Below are 17,515 nucleotides of genomic sequence, written 5' to 3'. Positions count from 1 at the left end.
CGATTCGAAATGAACCGGAAGCGCCATTTTGGGGAGTTCAATTGCGATAAACGGAGCTAAACGCTCTGTAGTACTAGCTCTCGAAGAGCCCCTTTATCGAGCGGGTCAATATTGTAACGAGTGCTATCATCGGTGTAGAAAATAGACGCAGTGATTGACCGATCGGGATATTGGTCGGCGACGACGTGGTAGTAGATACTGAGCTGTTTCCGGTATTCGTCTTCTGCGTGCGTTGTGAGATCGGTTTTGTAGTCGATGATTTCGACACGATCTGCCGTCACGTGAAGCAGGTCGATGATGCCGCCGATCGTTACCTCCTCGCCGTCGACGGTAAGCGGGAGGAACGCATCGATCTCGGCTCTCGTCTCACCATCGAGTGAGTCGAGTAACGCCTTCACATGCTCCTTGTCAGGATTATTGGGTTCAACTGCCTCACCGAGAACATACCGTTCCGCAAACTCGTGGACGTCTGACCCGAACTCCATTCCCCGTCCACCGGTATTCCCTTCGAAGACGGCGTCATCGATGAAGGTGTGCGGTGAGTAACTCGTCGGTCCATCGGGCTCGGGAATGTCGACCGTGTACGTCGAATGCTCGTCGTCTTCCGGATTGAACGCAGACAGATCGGGATCGACATCTTCGACAGCAACGGGGAGTGCATCGAGGAACGAATTCGGGTCAGCGCCACCGGTCAAGACGAGATGGCTTTCAGCGCGCGTGACAGCCACATAGAGAAGACGGCGTTCCTCCTCGTAGTTCTGGGGGAGGCAGCGATTGAGAACGTCTGTCTTCCAGCTGTCGTAGACGTGCGGGACGCCGTGTGCCTCTACCGAGTACACCTTCCGCTGCCGGAGACCAATTGGGTCGGTGTACGCGATATCGCTCCCGTTTCCGCCGGAAGACGGGAACTTGTTGGCGTTCATATTCGCGAGAATGACGATCGGATATTCGAGCCCCTTCGTTGCGTGGATCGTCTGGACAGTCACCGCATTCGTCCCAGCCCCGGCGTCGACGTCGTGTGTACCCCCATCAGCAATCGCCTCCTCGATGAATCGGATCAGCTCTCCACGGGTGAACGTCGTCGTCCCGTGAACCGACTGGATAGTGTCGAGAACGACGTCTGCGGTGGGGCCGGAACGGCCGTACTGTTCGAACACGCGCCGAGCGACGCCGCCGAACGTCTCCAGATCCCGTAGATCCTCTCGGAAGGCGACCATCTCGTCGGGGTACGCCTCGCGCTCGATGATCGCCTTCACCTCGTCGATCGTGTAGCCCGCCTCTTCGAGGACGAGCACCCACCCGCGTTCGGCGTCGCGTTCGAGGATACGCAACCACCCTAACACCAACTTCGCGGCGTCGGTCCGGAAGACCTCGATCCCGCCCTCGTAGGCCATTGGCAGACCGAAATCACTCGCCGTATCGAGCAGATCCCGCCCGAAATCACGGGTTCGCGTCAACACGGCGATGTCGCCGTACTCCGGAGCGCGATACGTGCCGTCGTCGCCTTCGACGGCGTAGGCGTCGTTGTCGACGATCGCATCGATCTTCGCGAGAATGGCCTCGTGTTCGTCCTCACTCGTGAGCGCCTCGATGTAGCTATCGTCTCGGTCTGTATCGGCGGTCAGTGGTGTAATCTGCTCGGAGATAGCCTCCGCATCCAGCGATTCGTTCTTTGTCGCACGGGCAGTCAGCGCGTGGGTAGAGAAGTCCAAGATGGACTGCGTCGACCGATAATTCCGCGTCAATTGCTTGTCGTTCACCGGCGTCGTCGGGAACGTGACTCGATCTGTGTCCTGATTCAGCTCCGCGGTAAATTGTCCGATCCGATCGTCGAATTCGCGGATGTTGTCGACATCTGCGTACTGGAAACTATAGATGCTCTGTTTCCAGTCGCCGACCACGCAGATGTTGTTCGTGCCGGCGAGCAGCAACGTGAGTTTAAACTGGATCTCACTGGAGTCTTGGAACTCGTCGACCATCACGTACTCGTATTCCAGACGCTCCCGGAGGGCGTGATCCTCGCACAGGAGGACGAACGCGAAGAGCTGGAGGAACCCGAAGTTCAGGTAGTTCCGCCGAAGCGCGAACTCGAGATAGGCGTGGTACACGTCGTGGACGAACCGCTTGAGTGCCGTTCTGTCCTCCTCAAAGACGCGTTCAGCGAGGTCCGTCGGGACTTGCTTGCCATCGCCGCGGATGTCCCATTTTGTAGGCGCTTCCGGGAGGTACGTCTTGTCTTCACCATACTGATAGAGCTTCTTTCGAAGCTTCGATTGCTTGCTCCCGCCGTTCCGTGATTCGTTCCGGTCGGTGAACAGCGTCTCGAATGCCTCGAAGTCCCCGTCGAGGTGTGACTCGCCGTCCCGGTACCAGCCATCCGCAGTGGGGAACACACCCTTTGCGGACAGTTCCTTGATCAGATCGAGCAGTTCCGATGTCTCCGATAGTGCCGTGAAGAACTCTTCGAACCTCGGGTGATTATCGATGAACTGGCCGAGGAACTCACGAAACAGCGCCTGTTCGATGATGTTGTCCTCGATAATCCGTGTCGATCCGGTGATCGTCTCATCAATCCCGAGGGACGTCGGTGCGTCGTGTCCGTATTCGTCGAGCAGGTCGTGTGACAGCGAGTGGAACGTCTGGATCGGCGCGTTCGCGAGCTCCCGCATCCCGTACTCACTGTGACGCACAATCCGTTCCCGCATCTCCTCGGCCGCGTTGTTCGTAAAGGTCACCAACAGCACGTCTTCGGGATCGACGCCGTCTTGGGCCACGATATTGGCGTACCGCCGGGTAACGGTGAACGTCTTCCCGGTTCCAGCACCCGCATCGACGAGATAGAGGCCGTCAATGGCCTCGATGAGCTCGCGTTGCTCCGGGTTCGGGTCGACGCCGCTCATTGTTCACCCTCCAAGAGGAGATCCCGATTGTCAACCCGTCGGTAGTTCGGCTCGCCGGCGAGCCCCTCGATGGGGAACGCCTCGTCGCCAGTGCGGCGTCGATTGAGTTCCGCCAGTCGCTCGTCGACAAACGATTCGAACGCATCGAGATCGGTTTTGAAGAACGCACCCTTCTGTCGGTCGACGATTGCTCGCATCACCTGCTTGCTCCCCGTCGTCACATACTTGTACTCGCCAATCTCGGCTTCGAGCCGGTCAATCATTGTCTCTCCGAACTCCGATTCGATGAGTTCGTCGCTGTCGGTCGTCTCGACGAGCGGCGCGGCATCGAAGAGCGCGGCGTACGTCTGATAGTCGATCTTCGAGAGGATCTTCTGGCACTTCTGTGCCCCCTCCTCACGGAGATACGCGAAGAACTCCTCACGTTGCACGTGCGCGGTGAGTGGTTCCGGGTAATACGATACAGTCGTCAGCGCATCGTCGACATTGGTGTCGCCAGCGATTACGTCGTCGACGAGTTCAGTCACGTAGAAGAACGTGAACGAGAGGTGTTCACCCGGACGCTGTGATCGCCAATAGGTGAGATAAAGCAACGCCTGAAAGTCAGGCTCGTCTGTCGGCTCGTCGATCGCGGCGTGTTTGACGATCGAGGTGGCGCTGCTCTCGCTGCCGCTCTTGTAGTCGAGCAGGTCTCGCTGCGACTGAACGAGGTCGATCATTCCGTTGATGCCCAGTTCTTCATCAGTAAACCGGCGTTCAGTCACGGGGGAGTCGACATCCCGACCGAAGTGAGCGGCGACGGCATTGTCATCCCCACTGGACGGCGTCAGAAACGTGCCCTCGGTCGGCTGGTTCGCATCAAGATATGAGACGATCGTTTCGAGGCTCGCACGATACTCAGTGCGCCGGGTCCGTTCATCGACGGAGCGAACCAGCGGACGGACTTCCTCGAGCATGAGGTCGACGACCTCCGTCAGTGTCTCCTTATCAACCGCGTCCGGATGGTTGACGTAGAACTCCGCGAAGTCGTGGAGCAGGTTTCCCTCGGTGAGATACGCCTTCTCCGGACCGTCGACGATCCGACTGAAGTAGTAGTCCCGCGGTGAGTTCACGTAGGTATTGAGACTTGACTTGCTGATCGTCTTGACCGGCTCTGGGGACACGTCAACGGGTTCGTTCTCGAATCCGCCACCAGCTCGTGCTGCGGTTTGGATCTGGTGAGTTGTCGAAGGCAGATCGGAGAATCGGTCGTACTCTGCCTCGAGGAGTTCTTCGAAGTACAGGCATGGCGTGACGGGCGATCCACCGGTCGCGTCTTGGACGAGATAGTGTTGCTGGCTGCCGCTCTGTAACAGCAGCTGGAAGCTCTTGAGGTTCCGCGTGAACTGGGCGTCCTGATCGACCCATGGCCGACGTGGTGCCGAGTGGGTCCAGCGGTCGTCGAGCCCCAAGTAGAAGACGACCTCACGACCCACGTACGCCGCCGACTTCGCGTCGGCGAGCAGGACGCCCTCGTTCTCTCGATCGACCGGCACCTCGTAGGTCTGAAGATAAAACGATAACTCGTCGAGACGCGCTTCCGTGATGTATTCGTCGGCGATGTCGAGCGTCGCAAGCTCCTCGCGGAAGTCGTCAAGCGTGTCGTCGGTGTGGCGTTCAAACACAGAGAGGGCGTCAGAGAAGGTGTACTCTTCGACATCATGACAGAAGTCGATCAGCCACGCGAGGTCTCCATTGTCAAGCTCGTACAGTCGCTTGTCTGTGTCAGCGTCGTCAACGTCGCAATCGAAGACTGTCAACAGCGACCGGATCTCGCTTATTCGGGTATCACTCCCACGGTGGGCGGTCCGGAGAAGATGGAGGAACAGCCGATGTTCGCTACGATCGGTGAACCCCGGCCCGCCGAAAAACGGAATGTCGGCCGCTTCGAGCGCGGACTCGATAAGCGGTGAGTACTCGCTTTCTTGGTCAAGAACAATCCCGACGGAATCAGCGTTCTCGTCGTCGACGGAATCGACGACGGTCTCTACGATCTCCGTCGGCGAGTTGTGAATGCGGAACGGCGGGAGTTCGAACTCTCTGTCAGTGAAGAGATCGACTGTGTCGTACTCGGTGGGTAGATATGCTCGTTCGAGTTGGGTGAGCATCGCCGGTTCGACGACGACCACGTCGAGCTCCGGATCGATGGTCTCGTTTGTGAGTTTCATCGAAGCTGTCTCGAGTTCCCCGATTCGATCCACGGCGCGTTCGGTGGCGTCGTCGACGTAGCCGTCGTACTCGAAGATGGCGTCGTGTGACCCTCGGTGTTCCCAACACTGGAGGATGTTCCCAATCGCGTATGCGCAACGCTTCCACGGGATGTCCTCGTGGTCAAGCATGCCGAGGAAGGCGAGACGGTCCTCGGACTTCTGGCGTTGACCGACTGCAAGTCGGCGTGGTGGGATAGCGAACGGGCCGAGATGTGGACGATCGAGATGGCGATTGAGCGCACTTGCGAGCGGGCCATCCGGAGTGATCACCCGATCGTACGTTTTGACCTCATCGTAGAGTCGGCGTGGCGATTTTGCGCGGGGGACTGGCACACTCTGAGAAGTCTGCGGTGTCGGTTAAATCTTCGTTAGAATACTACAACTCCGAATCGTATATAGGAACCGTGCGCGGACGAGACGCTCGCGTCTCGTCCGCGCACGGGAGTTCACTCTCGTGAACGCTGTATCCCCCCTGCTCGCGCCTTCCCCTCAGTCGGTGCTCGCTGAGGAAGGGGCGTAGCGTCTACTTTTAGCTAAACCCCAAAACTGCGAGAGGAAAGGATGCTCCGGCTGGGATTCGAACCCAGGTCATTGCCGTGAGAGGGCAATATGATTGGCCGGACTACACCACCAGAGCGCACGTCTTCTGACGTACCTGTCGGTACGAATGGTGATTGTAAAACAGTTCCGTTTCACCGCTTCCGTGTCCCGGTTTACCGTGGGACGGCGAGACGTTACCTGCCGGCACCTGATCACACGTCGACGGCGAGCGGCATCGCGTCGGACGCGCCCTCGGCGACCGCAGCGAGGAGGTCGGCGACCGCAGCGAGGTCGCCGGTGTCGATCACTTCGACGGGCGTGTGCATGTAGCGGTTGGGGATCGAGACGGTGAGAGACGGGACGCCCCCGCGAGCGGTGTAGAACGCGTCCGCGTCGGTGCCGGTCCGCGTGCCCGCGGCCTGCAGCTGCACCTCGACGTCGGCATCGGCCGCGGCGGTCGTAGCGAGGTCGACGAGCGCGGGGTGGTTCGCGCTCCCTCGACTCACGACCGGCCCGGCTCCCAGTTCGATCGGTCCCCGGTGCTCTCTGTCGACATCGGGGTTGTCGGTGGCGTGGGTCACGTCGACTGTGACGAACGCGTCGACGTCGTCGAGATCGACGCCGACCATCCGAGCGCCTTGGAGTCCCACCTCCTCTTGCACCGTGGACACGGCGTAGACGGTCGGCTCCGCGTCGGCGTCGACGGCGCGCCGGAGCCCCTCGGCGGCCGCCCACGTCCCGGTCCGGTTGTCAATCCCGCGCGCGGCGATCCGGTCACCGACCAACTCTGCCGCAGCGGTCGAGAACGTAACCGGGTCGCCGATCTCGACGTAGTTGCGGGCCTCGTCGGCGTCCGTCGCGCCGATGTCGACGAACTGCCCCGCGATGTCCTCGTACTCGTCGTCGCCGGTGTCCCGGAGGTGAATCGCGGTCTGCCCGATCACGCCGTTGACGGGCTCGTCGGCGTGGACAGTGACGTGTTGCCCCTTCGAGACGGTGCGGTCGGACCCGCCGATCCGGCCGATCCGGAGGTAGCCGTCGTCGAGGATGTCTCGGACGATGAACCCGATCTCGTCGGCGTGGCCAGTGAATGCGATTGTCGGCGCGTCGGGTTCTCCCTCGTGGACGGCAACCGCGTTACCGTAGGCGTCCGTCGACACGTCGTCCGCGAACTCGCGGACGTACTCCGTCCAGACGCGCTGGCTCGCCGTCTCGAAGCCGGACGGGCTGGCTGTCGCGAGCAGGTCGTCGAGGAACGCTCGCTGTGGTTCGTTCATGGGTACGACAGTCGCGGCACGAGTAAGAAACCGCCGGATCCGACGCCTGACGGCACAATGACTGTCTCCGGTATCCGTACTCGCCACGACGGTCGCCGCCGCCACCCGCACTCCCCGCTCGTCGACGAAAGCGGCACAAGGGATTTGAGGCGGCTCTGCCTCCAGTCCGTATGGACTTCCTCCGAAGCGCCCGAGTCGTCTCCGAGGCCGCCGGTTCGGGCGTCGTCGACTGGGATCGGGCCGCCGCGGCCGCGAAGGAGAGCACCGATCCCGGGTCGATCGCGCTCACGAGCGCGGAGCGCGAAGGATACGCGACCGACGTCCGCGACGCGAACGCGCGGCTCCGCGAGGTGGCGGGGATCGACTTCGACGTGCCGGCGTCGATCGAGGTACAGAACCGACACCACTGGATCGACGCGAGTGCCGGCACCTTCCGTCGGGTGATGGCCCCGATCGAGGCGACCGCGAGCGGCGTGCCGTGGAGTCCGGTTCGTGACCTCTCTCGAATCGCCAACACCGGATCGATGGCGTTCGCGCTCGGGTTCCTCGCGCGAAACGTGCTCGGCCAGTACGACCCGCTGTTGCTCGCCGACGAGCCCGACGCCGACCACGGGCTGTACTTCGTTCACCCAAACATCGTCCGGGTCGCGTCGATGCTCGATGTCGAGACGCCCCGGTTCAGGCGGTGGATCGCCTTCCACGAGGTAACACACGCGGCGGAGTTCGGCGCGGCACCGTGGCTCCCCGAATACCTCGAATCCCGCGTCGAGCGGGGCGTCGATGGGCTCTCATCCGGCGGGTTCGACCCCGCCGCGTTCGCGGAGCTGCAGACCGCGATGACGGCGGTCGAGGGGTACGCGGAACTGCTCATGGACCGCGCGTTCGACGGCGAGTACGCCGACCTGCGCCGGAAGCTCGACGCCCGCCGCGGGGGTGGCGGCCCGGTACAGCGGCTCGCGCGCCGACTGCTCGGTCTCGGACTCAAACGTCGGCAGTACGAGCGCGGTGCGGCCTTCTTCTCTCACGTCGCCGACGCCCGCGGTATCGAGGCTGCAAGCGTCGTCTGGGACAGTCCGGACTTCCTCCCGACAGACGACGAGATCGAAAACCCGGCGGCGTGGATCACGCGCGTCGATCCGTGACAACTGTCCTTCGCTGAAACGCAAAATGTTCGCCTGAGAGGCCGAACAGCGCTGCGGACGCTACGGTCGCCCTACTGTTTTCGGTCGTCCGTCGCTTCGTCGTCGGCCTCGTCGTCTTCGTCAGCCTCGTCGTCTTCGTCAGCCTCGTCGCCGTTCTCTTCACCGGACTCCTCATCGTCTACATCGGCGTTCTGGACGGTCTCTTCGACCTTTTCGACGACCGTTTTCTCCACCGTTTCCTCCACCTTTTCATCGACCGTTTCCTCGACGGTCTCTTCGACCTTTTCGTCGACAGTTTCCTCGACGGTCTCCTCGACTTTGTCCCCGACAGTTTCCTCGACGGTCTTTTCCACCGATTCGCCGACGGTCTTCTCCATCGTTTCCTCGACCTTCTCGCCGACGGTTTCTTCGACAGTTTTCTCCACCGATTCGCCGACGGTTTTCTCCACCGTTTCCTCAACCTTCTCGCCGACGGTTTCTTCGACGGTTTTCTCCACCGATTCGCCGACGGTTTCTTCGACGGTTTTCTCCACCGATTCGCCGACGGTTTTCTCCACCGATTCGCCGACGGTTTTCTCCACCGTTTCCTCGACCTTCTCTCCGACGGTCTTCTCCACTGTCTCGCCTACCTTTTCGTCGACAGTCTTCTCGACCGTCTCACCGACAGTCTTCTCCATCGTCTCGCCTACCTTTTCGTCGACAGTTTTCTCCACCGTCTTCTCGACCGTCTCGCCGACGGTCTCCTCGACTTTACCGGCCACTTCCTTGTCGACGGTGTCCCCGACGGTTTTCTCGACTTCCTTGCCGACTTGGTCTGCGACCTCGCGGGTCATCCAGTCGGGATCGAACCGGGCCATCTTCCAGACGACGTGGACAACGTAGGACGCGAACACGCCGATACCGAACGCGACGCCGATGTTGTTCGGCTCGAACGTCGCGATGAGCGCGATGGACAACACGATCAGCGCGCCGTACGCGATGTCTGTGAGCGCGTCGACGCGGGCGGGACTCGCCATCGTCACATCCCCTCCGTACCGAAAATCCGGCCCGCCGCTCCCGGCTGCCAGAACCCTTCGGTCTCCACTCGCCGCTTCGGTGTGGTCACGAACATATCCGTGTATCCGCGCTGACGGGCTAAAGTCACCGTGCTTCTGCCGCGACGCCGCGATTGGTGCCCCGTTCTCGTCGGTCTCCCCGTCGCTCGCGGAGCGCGATCCTTTTGTGCCGGATGGGCGAACGCGGAGCATGGACATCGAGGAGGGCGGCGTCACCGTCTCCGTACCGGAAGCACGCGACGGGGCGAGCGAGGGAACCGGCGGCGGCGTCTTCTTCAACCCAACACAGGAGCTGAACCGCGACGTCACCGTCGCGGTGCTGCGCGCGTACCGCGACCGCGAGCCCCGCGCGGCGTCGTACCTCGACGCCATGGCGGCCTCCGGCGTCCGGGGCGTCCGCGCCGCCGCGGAGGGATACGACGTGACGTGCGCCGACATCGACCCCGACGCCGTCGACCTCGCGGCCGAGAACCTCGCCGACAACGGCCTCGATGGAGCGGCTGTCAAGCGAGACGTGAACGCCCTCCTGTACGATGAGGGGCCGTTCGACATCGTCGATCTCGACCCGTACGGGACCCCGATCCCCTTCGCCGACGCCGCGTTCGCGAACGGGCGGAACCTGATCTGCGTCACGGCCACCGACACCGCTCCGCTCTGTGGCGCGCACCTGCAGAGCGGGATCCGCAAGTACGGTGCCGTCCCCCGCAACACCGACTATCATCCCGAGATGGGTCTTCGGACCCTGATATCGGCGCTCGTCCGGACCGCCGCGCGCTACGACAAGGCGGCCCGGCCGATCTGCTCGCACGTCTCGCGTCACTACGCGCGGACGTACCTCGAACTGGAGTCCGGCGCGCAGGCCGCCGACGCCTGCATCGACGAACTCGGCTACGTCGACGGCTGCGAGGACTGCCTCTGGCGCGAACCGACCCCCGGGCTGATAGCCGACCCCGTCGAGTCGTGTCCGGTCTGTGAGAGCGATCGCGTGCTCACGGCCGGCCCGATCTGGCTCGGTCCCGTCGCCGACCCCAACTTCGCGAGCGCGGTCCGCGACCGCGTCACAGACGACATGGGCGAGGCGAAGCGCGCGCGGAAGCTGCTCGACACGGTCGCGATCGAGATCGACACCCCCACACACTACGACCAGCACCGGCTGTACAAGCAGTGGGGCGAGCCCGCGATCGGCATGGACGAGTTCGTCGAGCGCCTGCGGGCGGCCGGCTACGAGGCGAGCCGCGCCCACTACCGCGGTACTGCGGTCAAGAGCACGGCGTCGATCCCGGCGATGCGCGAGGCGGTGCTCGGTAGCGAGGGCACAGACGTCTGATACCACGTCGCCGCCCGCCCGGGCGGCAGTCTCGTCGAGGACGCGCGTCGCCGGCGTCCCGCCGTACCCCTCCGTTTTTGTCGCGATCGCGCGAACTCCCGAGCGTGTCCCGCTTCCCGACAGCCGCAGTCGACACCGTTCGCCGCGTCGCCGGCGTCGCCGCCGATCGGCAGGTGACGTTTCTCGCCGCCGCGATCGCTTACTACGCGTTCGTCTCGCTCGTCCCCGCCCTGCTGTTGCTCGTCGTCGTCGCGAGCGCGGTGTTCGGCGAGGCGATCGCCGCACGACTCGTCGCGGCCACCGGCGAGTTCCTCACGCCGGCCGCACAGGACACGGTCGCCGCCGCAATCTCCTCGGCCGGCGGCCGAACCGGGGCGGGCGTGCTGGGACTGGCAGTTCTGCTCTGGTCGACGTTGAAGGTGTTCCGCGGGCTCGACACCGCGTTCGGCACGCTGTACGGCGTCGAGGATCGGCCGACCCTCTCCGAGCAGATCGCCGACGCGATCGCGGTCGTGATTGCCGTTGGCGTCGGTATCGGGACGATGGTCGGGGTCGGCGCGTTCGTCGCGGCCGCGGACGCCATCCCGGCGGTCGAGGTGGCAAGCATTCTCGTCCTCCCGGCCGTGCTCGCGGTCGTGTTCCTTCCGCTGTACCTCCTGCTCCCGGAGCCGTCGGTCTCCGTTCGGGAGGCGCTCCCCGGCGCGGTGTTCGCGGCGATCGGCTGGACGCTCCTGCAGGCCGGGTTTCAGGTGTACGCCGCGAGCGCCGGACAGTATCAGGTGTATGGCGTCATCGGCGGAATTCTGCTGCTCGTCACGTGGCTGTACCTCGCCGCCGTCGTCGTCGTCGTTGGCGGCGTGGTCAACGTCGTGCTCGCCGACCGCGATCGGCTCCGGGCGTCCCCGGGTGGGGACCCTCCGGTCGGCTCCGGTGACGCCCCGCGCCACCACGGCGTGGACCGGCAGTTACAACACGGCCGCGGTCGACCCACGGGTATGAACGGCGAGTCGGACGGTGCCGCCGGTACCGGCGACGAGGAGCGTCCGCGCGGGGCCCCGGACGTCGCGGCGCTGCGAGAGGAACTCAGCGACCTGCGCGCGGAGTTCGACGAGTTCGAGGACGACGTCGAGCAGCGTACCGTCGACAAACCCGCGGTCGAAGCCGAGCTAAAACGATACGTTCGCAGCCGGATGCGCCGTGGCCACGCCCGGGGTTGGGGGCCGTACCTCGTGTTGCTGTACGGAACGGTGCTGACGCTCGGGGCGTTCTCGCTGCTCAACGGGCTCTACGCGATCGCCGCGATGGTGATCCTCGGGCTGTCAACGCTCGGGCTGTACACGCTCTTCATCCTCGTCGGCGTCGGTCTGAACCTACTCGAGACGCCGGGACAGGCGCTCGACTACGCACGCGATCGAAAATGAGTGGTATGAATAGTGAGGCCGTCCGTCGGGTTGTGGTCTCGGCGTGACCGGACTCGTCCCAACCGAGCGCGGTGTCGGCGAGACGGTCGCAGTCGACGCGATCCCGGAGTTCGCGGTCGTCGTCTTCGCGGCCGTCACCCACCTCGCGGATCCGTGGTTTCTCTTCGCGCTGCTCGCGGTCGGCTACTGGTTCGCCGGCGACGGGATCGCGGGCTCGCCGCGACGCGCCGGTGCGACGGCGATCGCGGTCGTCACCTGCGCGTACGCCGTCGTCGCGGTGGGCAAGGCGTGGTTCGCGGTGCCGCGACCGCCCGGTGCGATGTCGCCAGCGGACGTACCGACGTGGCTTCCCGGACTGCTCGCCGGTTGGTTTGAGGCGCAGGTGCTCTCGGACGGATTCGGCTTCCCGAGCGGCCACGCGACTGGCGGAGCGGCCGCGTACGGCGCGCTTGCGCTGCTGTACGACCGATTCTGGACGCAGCGGTCCCGTCTCCTCGGCGCGGGCGTGGTCGCGGCGGCGGTCGCCGCCTCCCGCGTTGTCATCGAGGTTCACTACCTCGTCGACGTGGTCGTCGGTGTCGCCATGGGCGCTGGCGTCGTCGCCGGCGGACTCCGGCTCGCTGGCGATCCCCGGTTCCGGTGCAAACGCGACACCGCACCGCACGACCCGACCGCCGCGCTCCATCCCACGCCGGCGTTCTTAGCGGCCGCGGCCCTTTCCGTCGTCGCCGCCGGCCTCGCGGTCACCGCCGGTCACACCGGTGAGGTCGTCGAGGCGGGCATCGGGATCGCCACCGGCGTCGGCGGCGCGGTCGGCTGGCGGTTCGTCGACGGCGACGAACCTCCCGTGCCGGTTCGGGTCGTCATCCCGGCGCTGGCGCTCACGGGCGGGCTCTGGGTCGGCGCGTACGCGCTCTCGGACTCGCTTCTCGTCACGCTCGTCGCGACTACCGTCGCGGTCGTGGTCGTCATCGCGCTGCCGGCCGTGGCCGATCGCGGACGCGACGCAACCCGTCCCGGACGGCACTGACCGGTGAATTCGGATTCCGTCCGCGCCGCCGATCGAATTCGGCGACTGCGGCCGCACCGCTGTTGCGAGCGAACGATGCGAGAACGATCCAGTCGCGCGAGACGGACCGTCGATAGTGCGGGGAGCAGCGACAAACGGACTGAGAGACGTAGCGAAGCGGAAAAATAGAAAGACAGAACGCGGCGTCGAGAGTGCTCTTAGAACGTCTCTAGGTAGCGATCTTCTTCCCACTCCGAGACTTGGGTGAGGTACTCGCTGAACTCCTGAGACTTGGCCTCAGCGAACTTCTCGGAGGTGTGGGGACCGAGTGCGTCTTGGATCACGTCGTCGGCTTCGAGGGCCTCGACGGCAGCGCCGAGATTCGGCGGGAGCGTGTCGATGCCGTACTCCTCGCGCTTTTCGTCGTCGAACTCGTAGATGTCCTCGCGGACCGGATCGCCGGGGTCGGCGTCGTTTTTGATCCCGTCGAGGCCGGCGGCGATGAGCGACGCCATGCCGAGGTAGGGGTTACACGACGGGTCGGGGCTGCGAACCTCGAAGCGCGCCGAGACCCCCGCGGCGTCGGGGACACGGACGAGCGCCGAGCGGTTCGTGTCGGACCACGCGACGTAGATCGGTGCCTCGTAGCCGGGCACCAGCCGCTTGTAGGAGTTCACGGTCGGGTTGGTGACAGCCGTGAACGCCTGCGCGTGGTTCAGGATGCCGCCCATGAACTGGTAGGCGGTCTCGCTCAGGTTGAATTCGTCGTCGTCGTCGGCGAAGGCGTTGCCGTCCTCGTCGAAAAGCGAGATGTGGCTGTGCATCCCCGAGCCGTTGATCGCCGAGATCGGCTTGGGCATGAACGTCGCGTGGAGGTCGTGCTGTTCCGCGACCGCGCGGACGACGGCGCGGAACGTCGCGATGTTGTCCGCGGTCGTGAGCGCGTCGTCGTACTTGAAGTTGATCTCGTGTTGGCCCTCGGCGACCTCGTGGTGGGATGCCTCGATTTCGAAGCCCATGTCTTCGAGCGTGAAGATGATCTCCTTGCGGACGTCGCTCGCGAGGTCTTTGGGAGCCAGATCGAAGTAGCCGCCGTTGTCGTGCGGGATCGTCGTCGCGTTGCCGTCGTCGTCCTTCTCGAACAGGAAGAATTCCGGCTCGGGACCGACCGAAACGGAGTACCCCATCTCCTCTGCGTCCTCGAGAACGCTCTTGAGAACCTGACGCGGGCCACCAACGAACGGTTCTCCCTCCGTGGTCACGATGTCACAGATAAGCCGCGCGGTCCCGCTGTCGCCGTTACCGTCGCTGCGCCACGGGAGCACCGCGAACGTGTCGGGGTCGGGGACGAGCCGCATGTCCGACTCTTGGATGCGCACGAACCCCTCGATGGAGGAGCCGTCGAAGTAGATGCCCTCGGTAAACGCCTTCTCCGCCTGGTGGGCGGGGACGGAGACGTTCTTCACGACCCCGAGGATGTCGGTGAACTGGAGGCGGAGGAAGTCGACGTTCTCCTCTTCGATCTCGTCGAGTACCGCCTGTTCCTTCTCTGTCAGACCGCCGTCAGGTTTTGCGTGTTCGTCCGTCATGTTCTGGACGGTTCATTCGTTATCTGCCAGTATAAAGGCCTTATCGCTTGGCGCATGAACCGCCAGTGGCGCGAGAATGCTGGACGTTCGTAAAATTATAAACCCCCGAGCACGTGGTTAGGTGTGATGACGTACGAAAACCTCGACGCGAAACTCGTCAACTCCCTTCTCAGTAACGGCCGCGCGAGCCTCCGAAGCCTCGGCGACGATCTCGACGTGTCGGTCACGACCGTCTCGAATCATCTGCGGGACCTCGAAGACGAGGGTGTGATCCGCGGCTACACGCCTATCGTTGATTACGACAAGCTCGGCTACGACGTGACGGCAGTGCTCCAGCTCAAGGTAGAGGGCAGCGCGCTCCCCGACGTGACGGAGAAGCTCCGTCAGGAGAAACAGATGGTGAGCGTCTACGAGGTCACGGGCGACTACGACGTGATCGCGATCGGGAAGTTCACTGACACAGACGGAATGAACGACCAGATCAAGTCGATCCTCACCGACGCCGACATCCGCGAGTCGAACACGAGCGTTGTGCTCAACGCGGTCTCCGAAAACGAACAGTTCGATCTCGACCTCAACGAGGAATAGACCGTCGAACGCGCCGCTACGTGCCTATTGTCGGTCCGCTGCCGCCTCCAGTACCTCGACCGCCGGGAGCGGCTCGCCGGTGAGCGCGCGGATGTACGCGCCGCCCGCGATGGAGACGTGCGAGAAGTCGCCCTCGTCGAGGCCGTACATCTCGATGGCCCGCGAGGTGTCGCCGCCGCCGACGACGGAGAAGCAGTCCGTCTCGGCGATCGACTCCAGCACGCCGACGGTGCCGTCGGCGAACCGCTCGTCCTCGAAGACTCCGAGTGCCCCCTTCACGAAGACGGCGTCGGACTCGCGGATCGGCGGCTCGTAGTCGGCGACCGTCTCCGACCCCACGTCGAGGAACCCCTCGGTCTTCTCGTCGATGTCGTTGACGGCGACCTCGGCGCGACCGCCGTCTTCCCCCACGTACGCGAGGTCGGTCGCGAGGCGGATCGCGTCGCCGCGATCGTCGAATACCGACTCGATCAGTTCGCGGTTCCGCTCCCACTGCTCGTCGAACAGGTCCATCTCGCCCACGTCGTGGCCGACCGGGTGGCCCGCGGCACGCAGGAACAGCTCGCCGGCGACGCCGCCCAGCAGGAAGCGATCGACCCGGTCGTCTAGGGCGTCCATCACGCCGATCACGTCAGTCGCTTTGGTTCCGCCAACGACCATCGTCACCGGGCCGTCGAACTCGCGGGTCGCGATGGCGGTGTTGGCCTCGTACTCCGTCTCCATCACGCGACCGGCGTACGACGGGAGGACGAGCGGGAAGCCGACCAGCGACGCGTGCTTGCGATGCGCCGCCGAGTAGGCGTCGTTGACGTACGCGTCGACGTGCGCCGCGAGCGTCCGAACGAACTCGGTTTCGGCCTTCTCTTCGGGCGACTCCTCCGGCAGCTCGTCGTCGCACATCCGCGTGTTCTCCAAGAGGAGTATCTCGCCGGCGTCGAGGGCGTCGATCGCGTCCAGTGCCTCGTCGCCGTAGGTATCAGCGACGAAGCCGACCACGCGGCCGACGTGCTCGGCGAGGATGTCGGCGTGCCCCGCGAGGCTGGTGAAGTCGTCGCGGCCGGGGCGGCCTTGGTGGGCCAGACAGACGACGCGGTGGCCCGCATCGGCGAGTTCGCGGACGGTCTCCGCGTGACGCTCGAAGCGGCGGTTGTCCTGCGGGTGTCCCTCCTCTATCGGCGAGTTCAGATCGAGTCGAACGAGGACGCGCGAGTCGGCTGGCAGATCGTCGATGGTTGCGAACGTAGACATGAGCGAATGGTGAACGGTATGCTACTTAGTGGTGGGTTTCCGGGCGGTCGATTGGGGATGCGGCGATTTCGACGCGACGACTTCGACGCGGCGGATTACGCCTCGTCGTGGACGTACGCGGCCATGTCGAGCATGCGGTTTGAGAAGCCGTACTCGTTGTCGTACCACGTCAGGATCTTCAGCAGCTTCCCGCCGGCGATCACGTTCGTCGACTGGAGGTCGACGTAGCTGGAGAAGGGGAGCCCGACGATGTCACTTGAGACAACCTCGTCGTCCGTGTAGCCGAGGACGCCCGCGAGCGGGCCGGAGTCGGCGGCGTCGCGGAAGGCGGCGTTGACCTCTTCGGCGGTGACGGTCTCGTCGAGGCTGACCACAAACTCGGTGATAGAGCCAGAGGGGACGGGAACGCGCATCGCCATCCCGTCGATCTTTCCATCGAGTTGCGGGAGGACTTCTTGGGCGGCCCCGGCGGCTCCGGTCGACGTGGGAACAATGTTCTCAGCCGCGGCGCGGCCGCGTCGGGTCTTTGCCTTCGGCCCGTCGATCAGGCTCTGGGAGCCGGTGTACGCGTGGACCGTGGTGAGCGTACCGGCGTCGATGCCGAACTCCGCGTCGAGAACCTTCGCGACGGGCGTGATGGAGTTCGTCGTACAGGAGGCGTTCGAGATCACGTCGTCACCGTCGTACTCGTCGTGGTTGACGCCGTAGACGAGCTGTTTGACCGGTTCCTCGCCCTTCGGCGGCGCGGAGATGATGACGGTGTCCGCGCCGCCGTCGAGGTGCGCGCTCGCGTCCTCGCGGGTGCGGAAGACGCCCGTACACTCCAAGGCCACGTCCACGTCGAGTTCGTCCCACGGGAGGCCGGCCGGGTCTTGGACGTTGTACAGATCGACCGACGTGCCGCCGACCGCGAGCGCGTCGCCGTCGCGCTCGACGCCGTCGAGCCGGCCCATGACGGTGTCGTACTTCGCGAGGTACGCCATGTCGTCGAAGTCCATCACGTCGTTGATTCCCACCAGTTCGATCCGCGGACTCTCTAGGACCGCGCGAAACACGTTCCGCCCGATCCGGCCGAACCCGTTGAGCCCCACGCGGACGACCTCATCGTCGCTCACGTCATCACCCGCAGCGAGATATGATTTACTCATATCCGAAATAGGACACCCGCAG

12 protein-coding genes and 1 tRNA gene are annotated in these 17,515 nt (G+C 64.1%); 5 read left to right on the top strand and 8 right to left on the bottom strand.

What is annotated here, in order from left to right; genetic code table 11:
- Positions 1-56 precede the first annotated feature (56 nt).
- The 4 genes from NO887_RS04945 to NO887_RS04930 form a co-directional block, all read right to left on the bottom strand.
- On the bottom strand, positions 57-2,900 hold the full coding sequence (locus NO887_RS04945) for a UvrD-helicase domain-containing protein (RefSeq protein ID WP_256417353.1): 2,844 nt from the start codon (positions 2,898-2,900) through the stop codon (positions 57-59).
- The gene (locus NO887_RS04940) at positions 2,897-5,482 is read right to left on the bottom strand and encodes a PD-(D/E)XK nuclease family protein (RefSeq protein ID WP_256417352.1); all 2,586 of its coding nucleotides are present in this window, start codon (positions 5,480-5,482) and stop codon (positions 2,897-2,899) included. Before NO887_RS04940 ends, NO887_RS04945 begins: the two co-directional genes overlap by 4 nt.
- A 229-nt stretch (positions 5,483-5,711) precedes the next feature.
- A tRNA-Glu gene (locus NO887_RS04935) sits at positions 5,712-5,786 on the bottom strand.
- Positions 5,787-5,901: 115 nt separating this feature from the next.
- The gene (locus NO887_RS04930; RefSeq protein ID WP_256417351.1) at positions 5,902-6,966 is read right to left on the bottom strand and encodes a zinc-binding metallopeptidase family protein; all 1,065 of its coding nucleotides are present in this window, start codon (positions 6,964-6,966) and stop codon (positions 5,902-5,904) included.
- A gap of 170 nt (positions 6,967-7,136) precedes the next feature.
- Between NO887_RS04930 and NO887_RS04925 the strand changes: the two genes are divergently transcribed.
- Positions 7,137-8,108 (top strand): zinc-dependent metalloprotease, encoded by a 972-nt coding sequence (locus NO887_RS04925; RefSeq protein WP_256417350.1) that lies wholly within the window; start codon positions 7,137-7,139, stop codon positions 8,106-8,108.
- Between the two features lie 71 nt (positions 8,109-8,179).
- On the opposite strand, the gene NO887_RS04920 is transcribed toward NO887_RS04925, so the two are convergent.
- Positions 8,180-9,124: a hypothetical protein gene (locus tag NO887_RS04920; RefSeq protein WP_256417349.1), complete on the bottom strand. Its 945-nt coding sequence runs from the start codon at positions 9,122-9,124 to the stop codon at positions 8,180-8,182.
- A gap of 229 nt (positions 9,125-9,353) precedes the next feature.
- Here NO887_RS04920 and NO887_RS04915 point away from each other — a divergent pair, with 229 nt between their 5' ends.
- The 3 genes from NO887_RS04915 to NO887_RS04905 all read left to right on the top strand — a co-directional run bounded on the left by NO887_RS04915 (position 9,354) and on the right by NO887_RS04905 (position 12,941).
- Entirely contained in the window at positions 9,354-10,490 is a 1,137-nt protein-coding gene (locus tag NO887_RS04915) for a tRNA (guanine(26)-N(2))-dimethyltransferase (RefSeq protein WP_256417348.1), read from the top strand.
- Positions 10,491-10,594: 104 nt separating this feature from the next.
- Positions 10,595-11,911, top strand: coding sequence for a YihY/virulence factor BrkB family protein (locus tag NO887_RS04910; RefSeq protein ID WP_256417347.1), 1,317 nt, complete (start codon positions 10,595-10,597; stop codon positions 11,909-11,911).
- Between the two features lie 43 nt (positions 11,912-11,954).
- Positions 11,955-12,941, top strand: a complete 987-nt coding sequence (locus NO887_RS04905; protein WP_256417346.1) for a phosphatase PAP2 family protein — start codon at positions 11,955-11,957, stop codon at positions 12,939-12,941.
- 197 nt (positions 12,942-13,138) lie between these two features.
- On the opposite strand, the gene glnA is transcribed toward NO887_RS04905, so the two are convergent.
- The gene (gene glnA / locus NO887_RS04900; protein WP_256417345.1) at positions 13,139-14,509 is read right to left on the bottom strand and encodes a type I glutamate--ammonia ligase; all 1,371 of its coding nucleotides are present in this window, start codon (positions 14,507-14,509) and stop codon (positions 13,139-13,141) included.
- Between the two features lie 126 nt (positions 14,510-14,635).
- On the opposite strand from glnA, the gene lrp reads away from it, so the two are divergent.
- On the top strand, positions 14,636-15,097 hold the full coding sequence (lrp, locus tag NO887_RS04895) for an HTH-type transcriptional regulator Lrp (RefSeq protein ID WP_256417344.1): 462 nt from the start codon (positions 14,636-14,638) through the stop codon (positions 15,095-15,097).
- 24 nt (positions 15,098-15,121) lie between these two features.
- Here the strand turns inward: lrp and NO887_RS04890 are convergent, their stop codons facing one another.
- Together NO887_RS04890 and gap are read right to left on the bottom strand one after the other, a co-directional pair.
- Positions 15,122-16,345: a phosphoglycerate kinase gene (locus tag NO887_RS04890; protein ID WP_256417343.1), complete on the bottom strand. Its 1,224-nt coding sequence runs from the start codon at positions 16,343-16,345 to the stop codon at positions 15,122-15,124.
- Between the two features lie 95 nt (positions 16,346-16,440).
- Complete coding sequence (gap, locus tag NO887_RS04885; RefSeq protein WP_256417342.1) at positions 16,441-17,493, bottom strand: type I glyceraldehyde-3-phosphate dehydrogenase; 1,053 nt, start codon at positions 17,491-17,493, stop codon at positions 16,441-16,443.
- Between the last annotated feature and the right edge of the window lie 22 nt (positions 17,494-17,515).

The sequence above is a fragment of the Halorubrum laminariae genome (genome assembly GCF_024494655.1).
GTDB classification, from domain to species: domain Archaea; phylum Halobacteriota; class Halobacteria; order Halobacteriales; family Haloferacaceae; genus Halorubrum; species Halorubrum laminariae.
Note: the sequence above shows the minus strand (reverse complement) of the source record. Positions and strands in the feature narration are given on the sequence as shown.

Bases quoted from the DNA above. Each gene is read 5' to 3' on its own strand.
- NO887_RS04945 (WP_256417353.1), bottom strand. From the start codon at position 2,900: ATGAGCGGCGTCGACCCGAACCCGGAGCAACGCGAGCTCATCGAGGCC.
- NO887_RS04930 (WP_256417351.1), bottom strand. From the start codon at position 6,966: ATGAACGAACCACAGCGAGCGTTCCTCGACGACCTGCTCGCGACAGCC.
- NO887_RS04925 (WP_256417350.1), top strand. From the start codon at position 7,137: ATGGACTTCCTCCGAAGCGCCCGAGTCGTCTCCGAGGCCGCCGGTTCG.
- NO887_RS04920 (WP_256417349.1), bottom strand. From the start codon at position 9,124: ATGGCGAGTCCCGCCCGCGTCGACGCGCTCACAGACATCGCGTACGGC.
- NO887_RS04915 (WP_256417348.1), top strand. From the start codon at position 9,354: ATGGACATCGAGGAGGGCGGCGTCACCGTCTCCGTACCGGAAGCACGC.
- glnA (WP_256417345.1), bottom strand. From the start codon at position 14,509: ATGACGGACGAACACGCAAAACCTGACGGCGGTCTGACAGAGAAGGAA.
- lrp (WP_256417344.1), top strand. From the start codon at position 14,636: ATGACGTACGAAAACCTCGACGCGAAACTCGTCAACTCCCTTCTCAGT.
- NO887_RS04890 (WP_256417343.1), bottom strand. From the start codon at position 16,345: ATGTCTACGTTCGCAACCATCGACGATCTGCCAGCCGACTCGCGCGTC.
- gap (WP_256417342.1), bottom strand. From the start codon at position 17,493: ATGAGTAAATCATATCTCGCTGCGGGTGATGACGTGAGCGACGATGAG.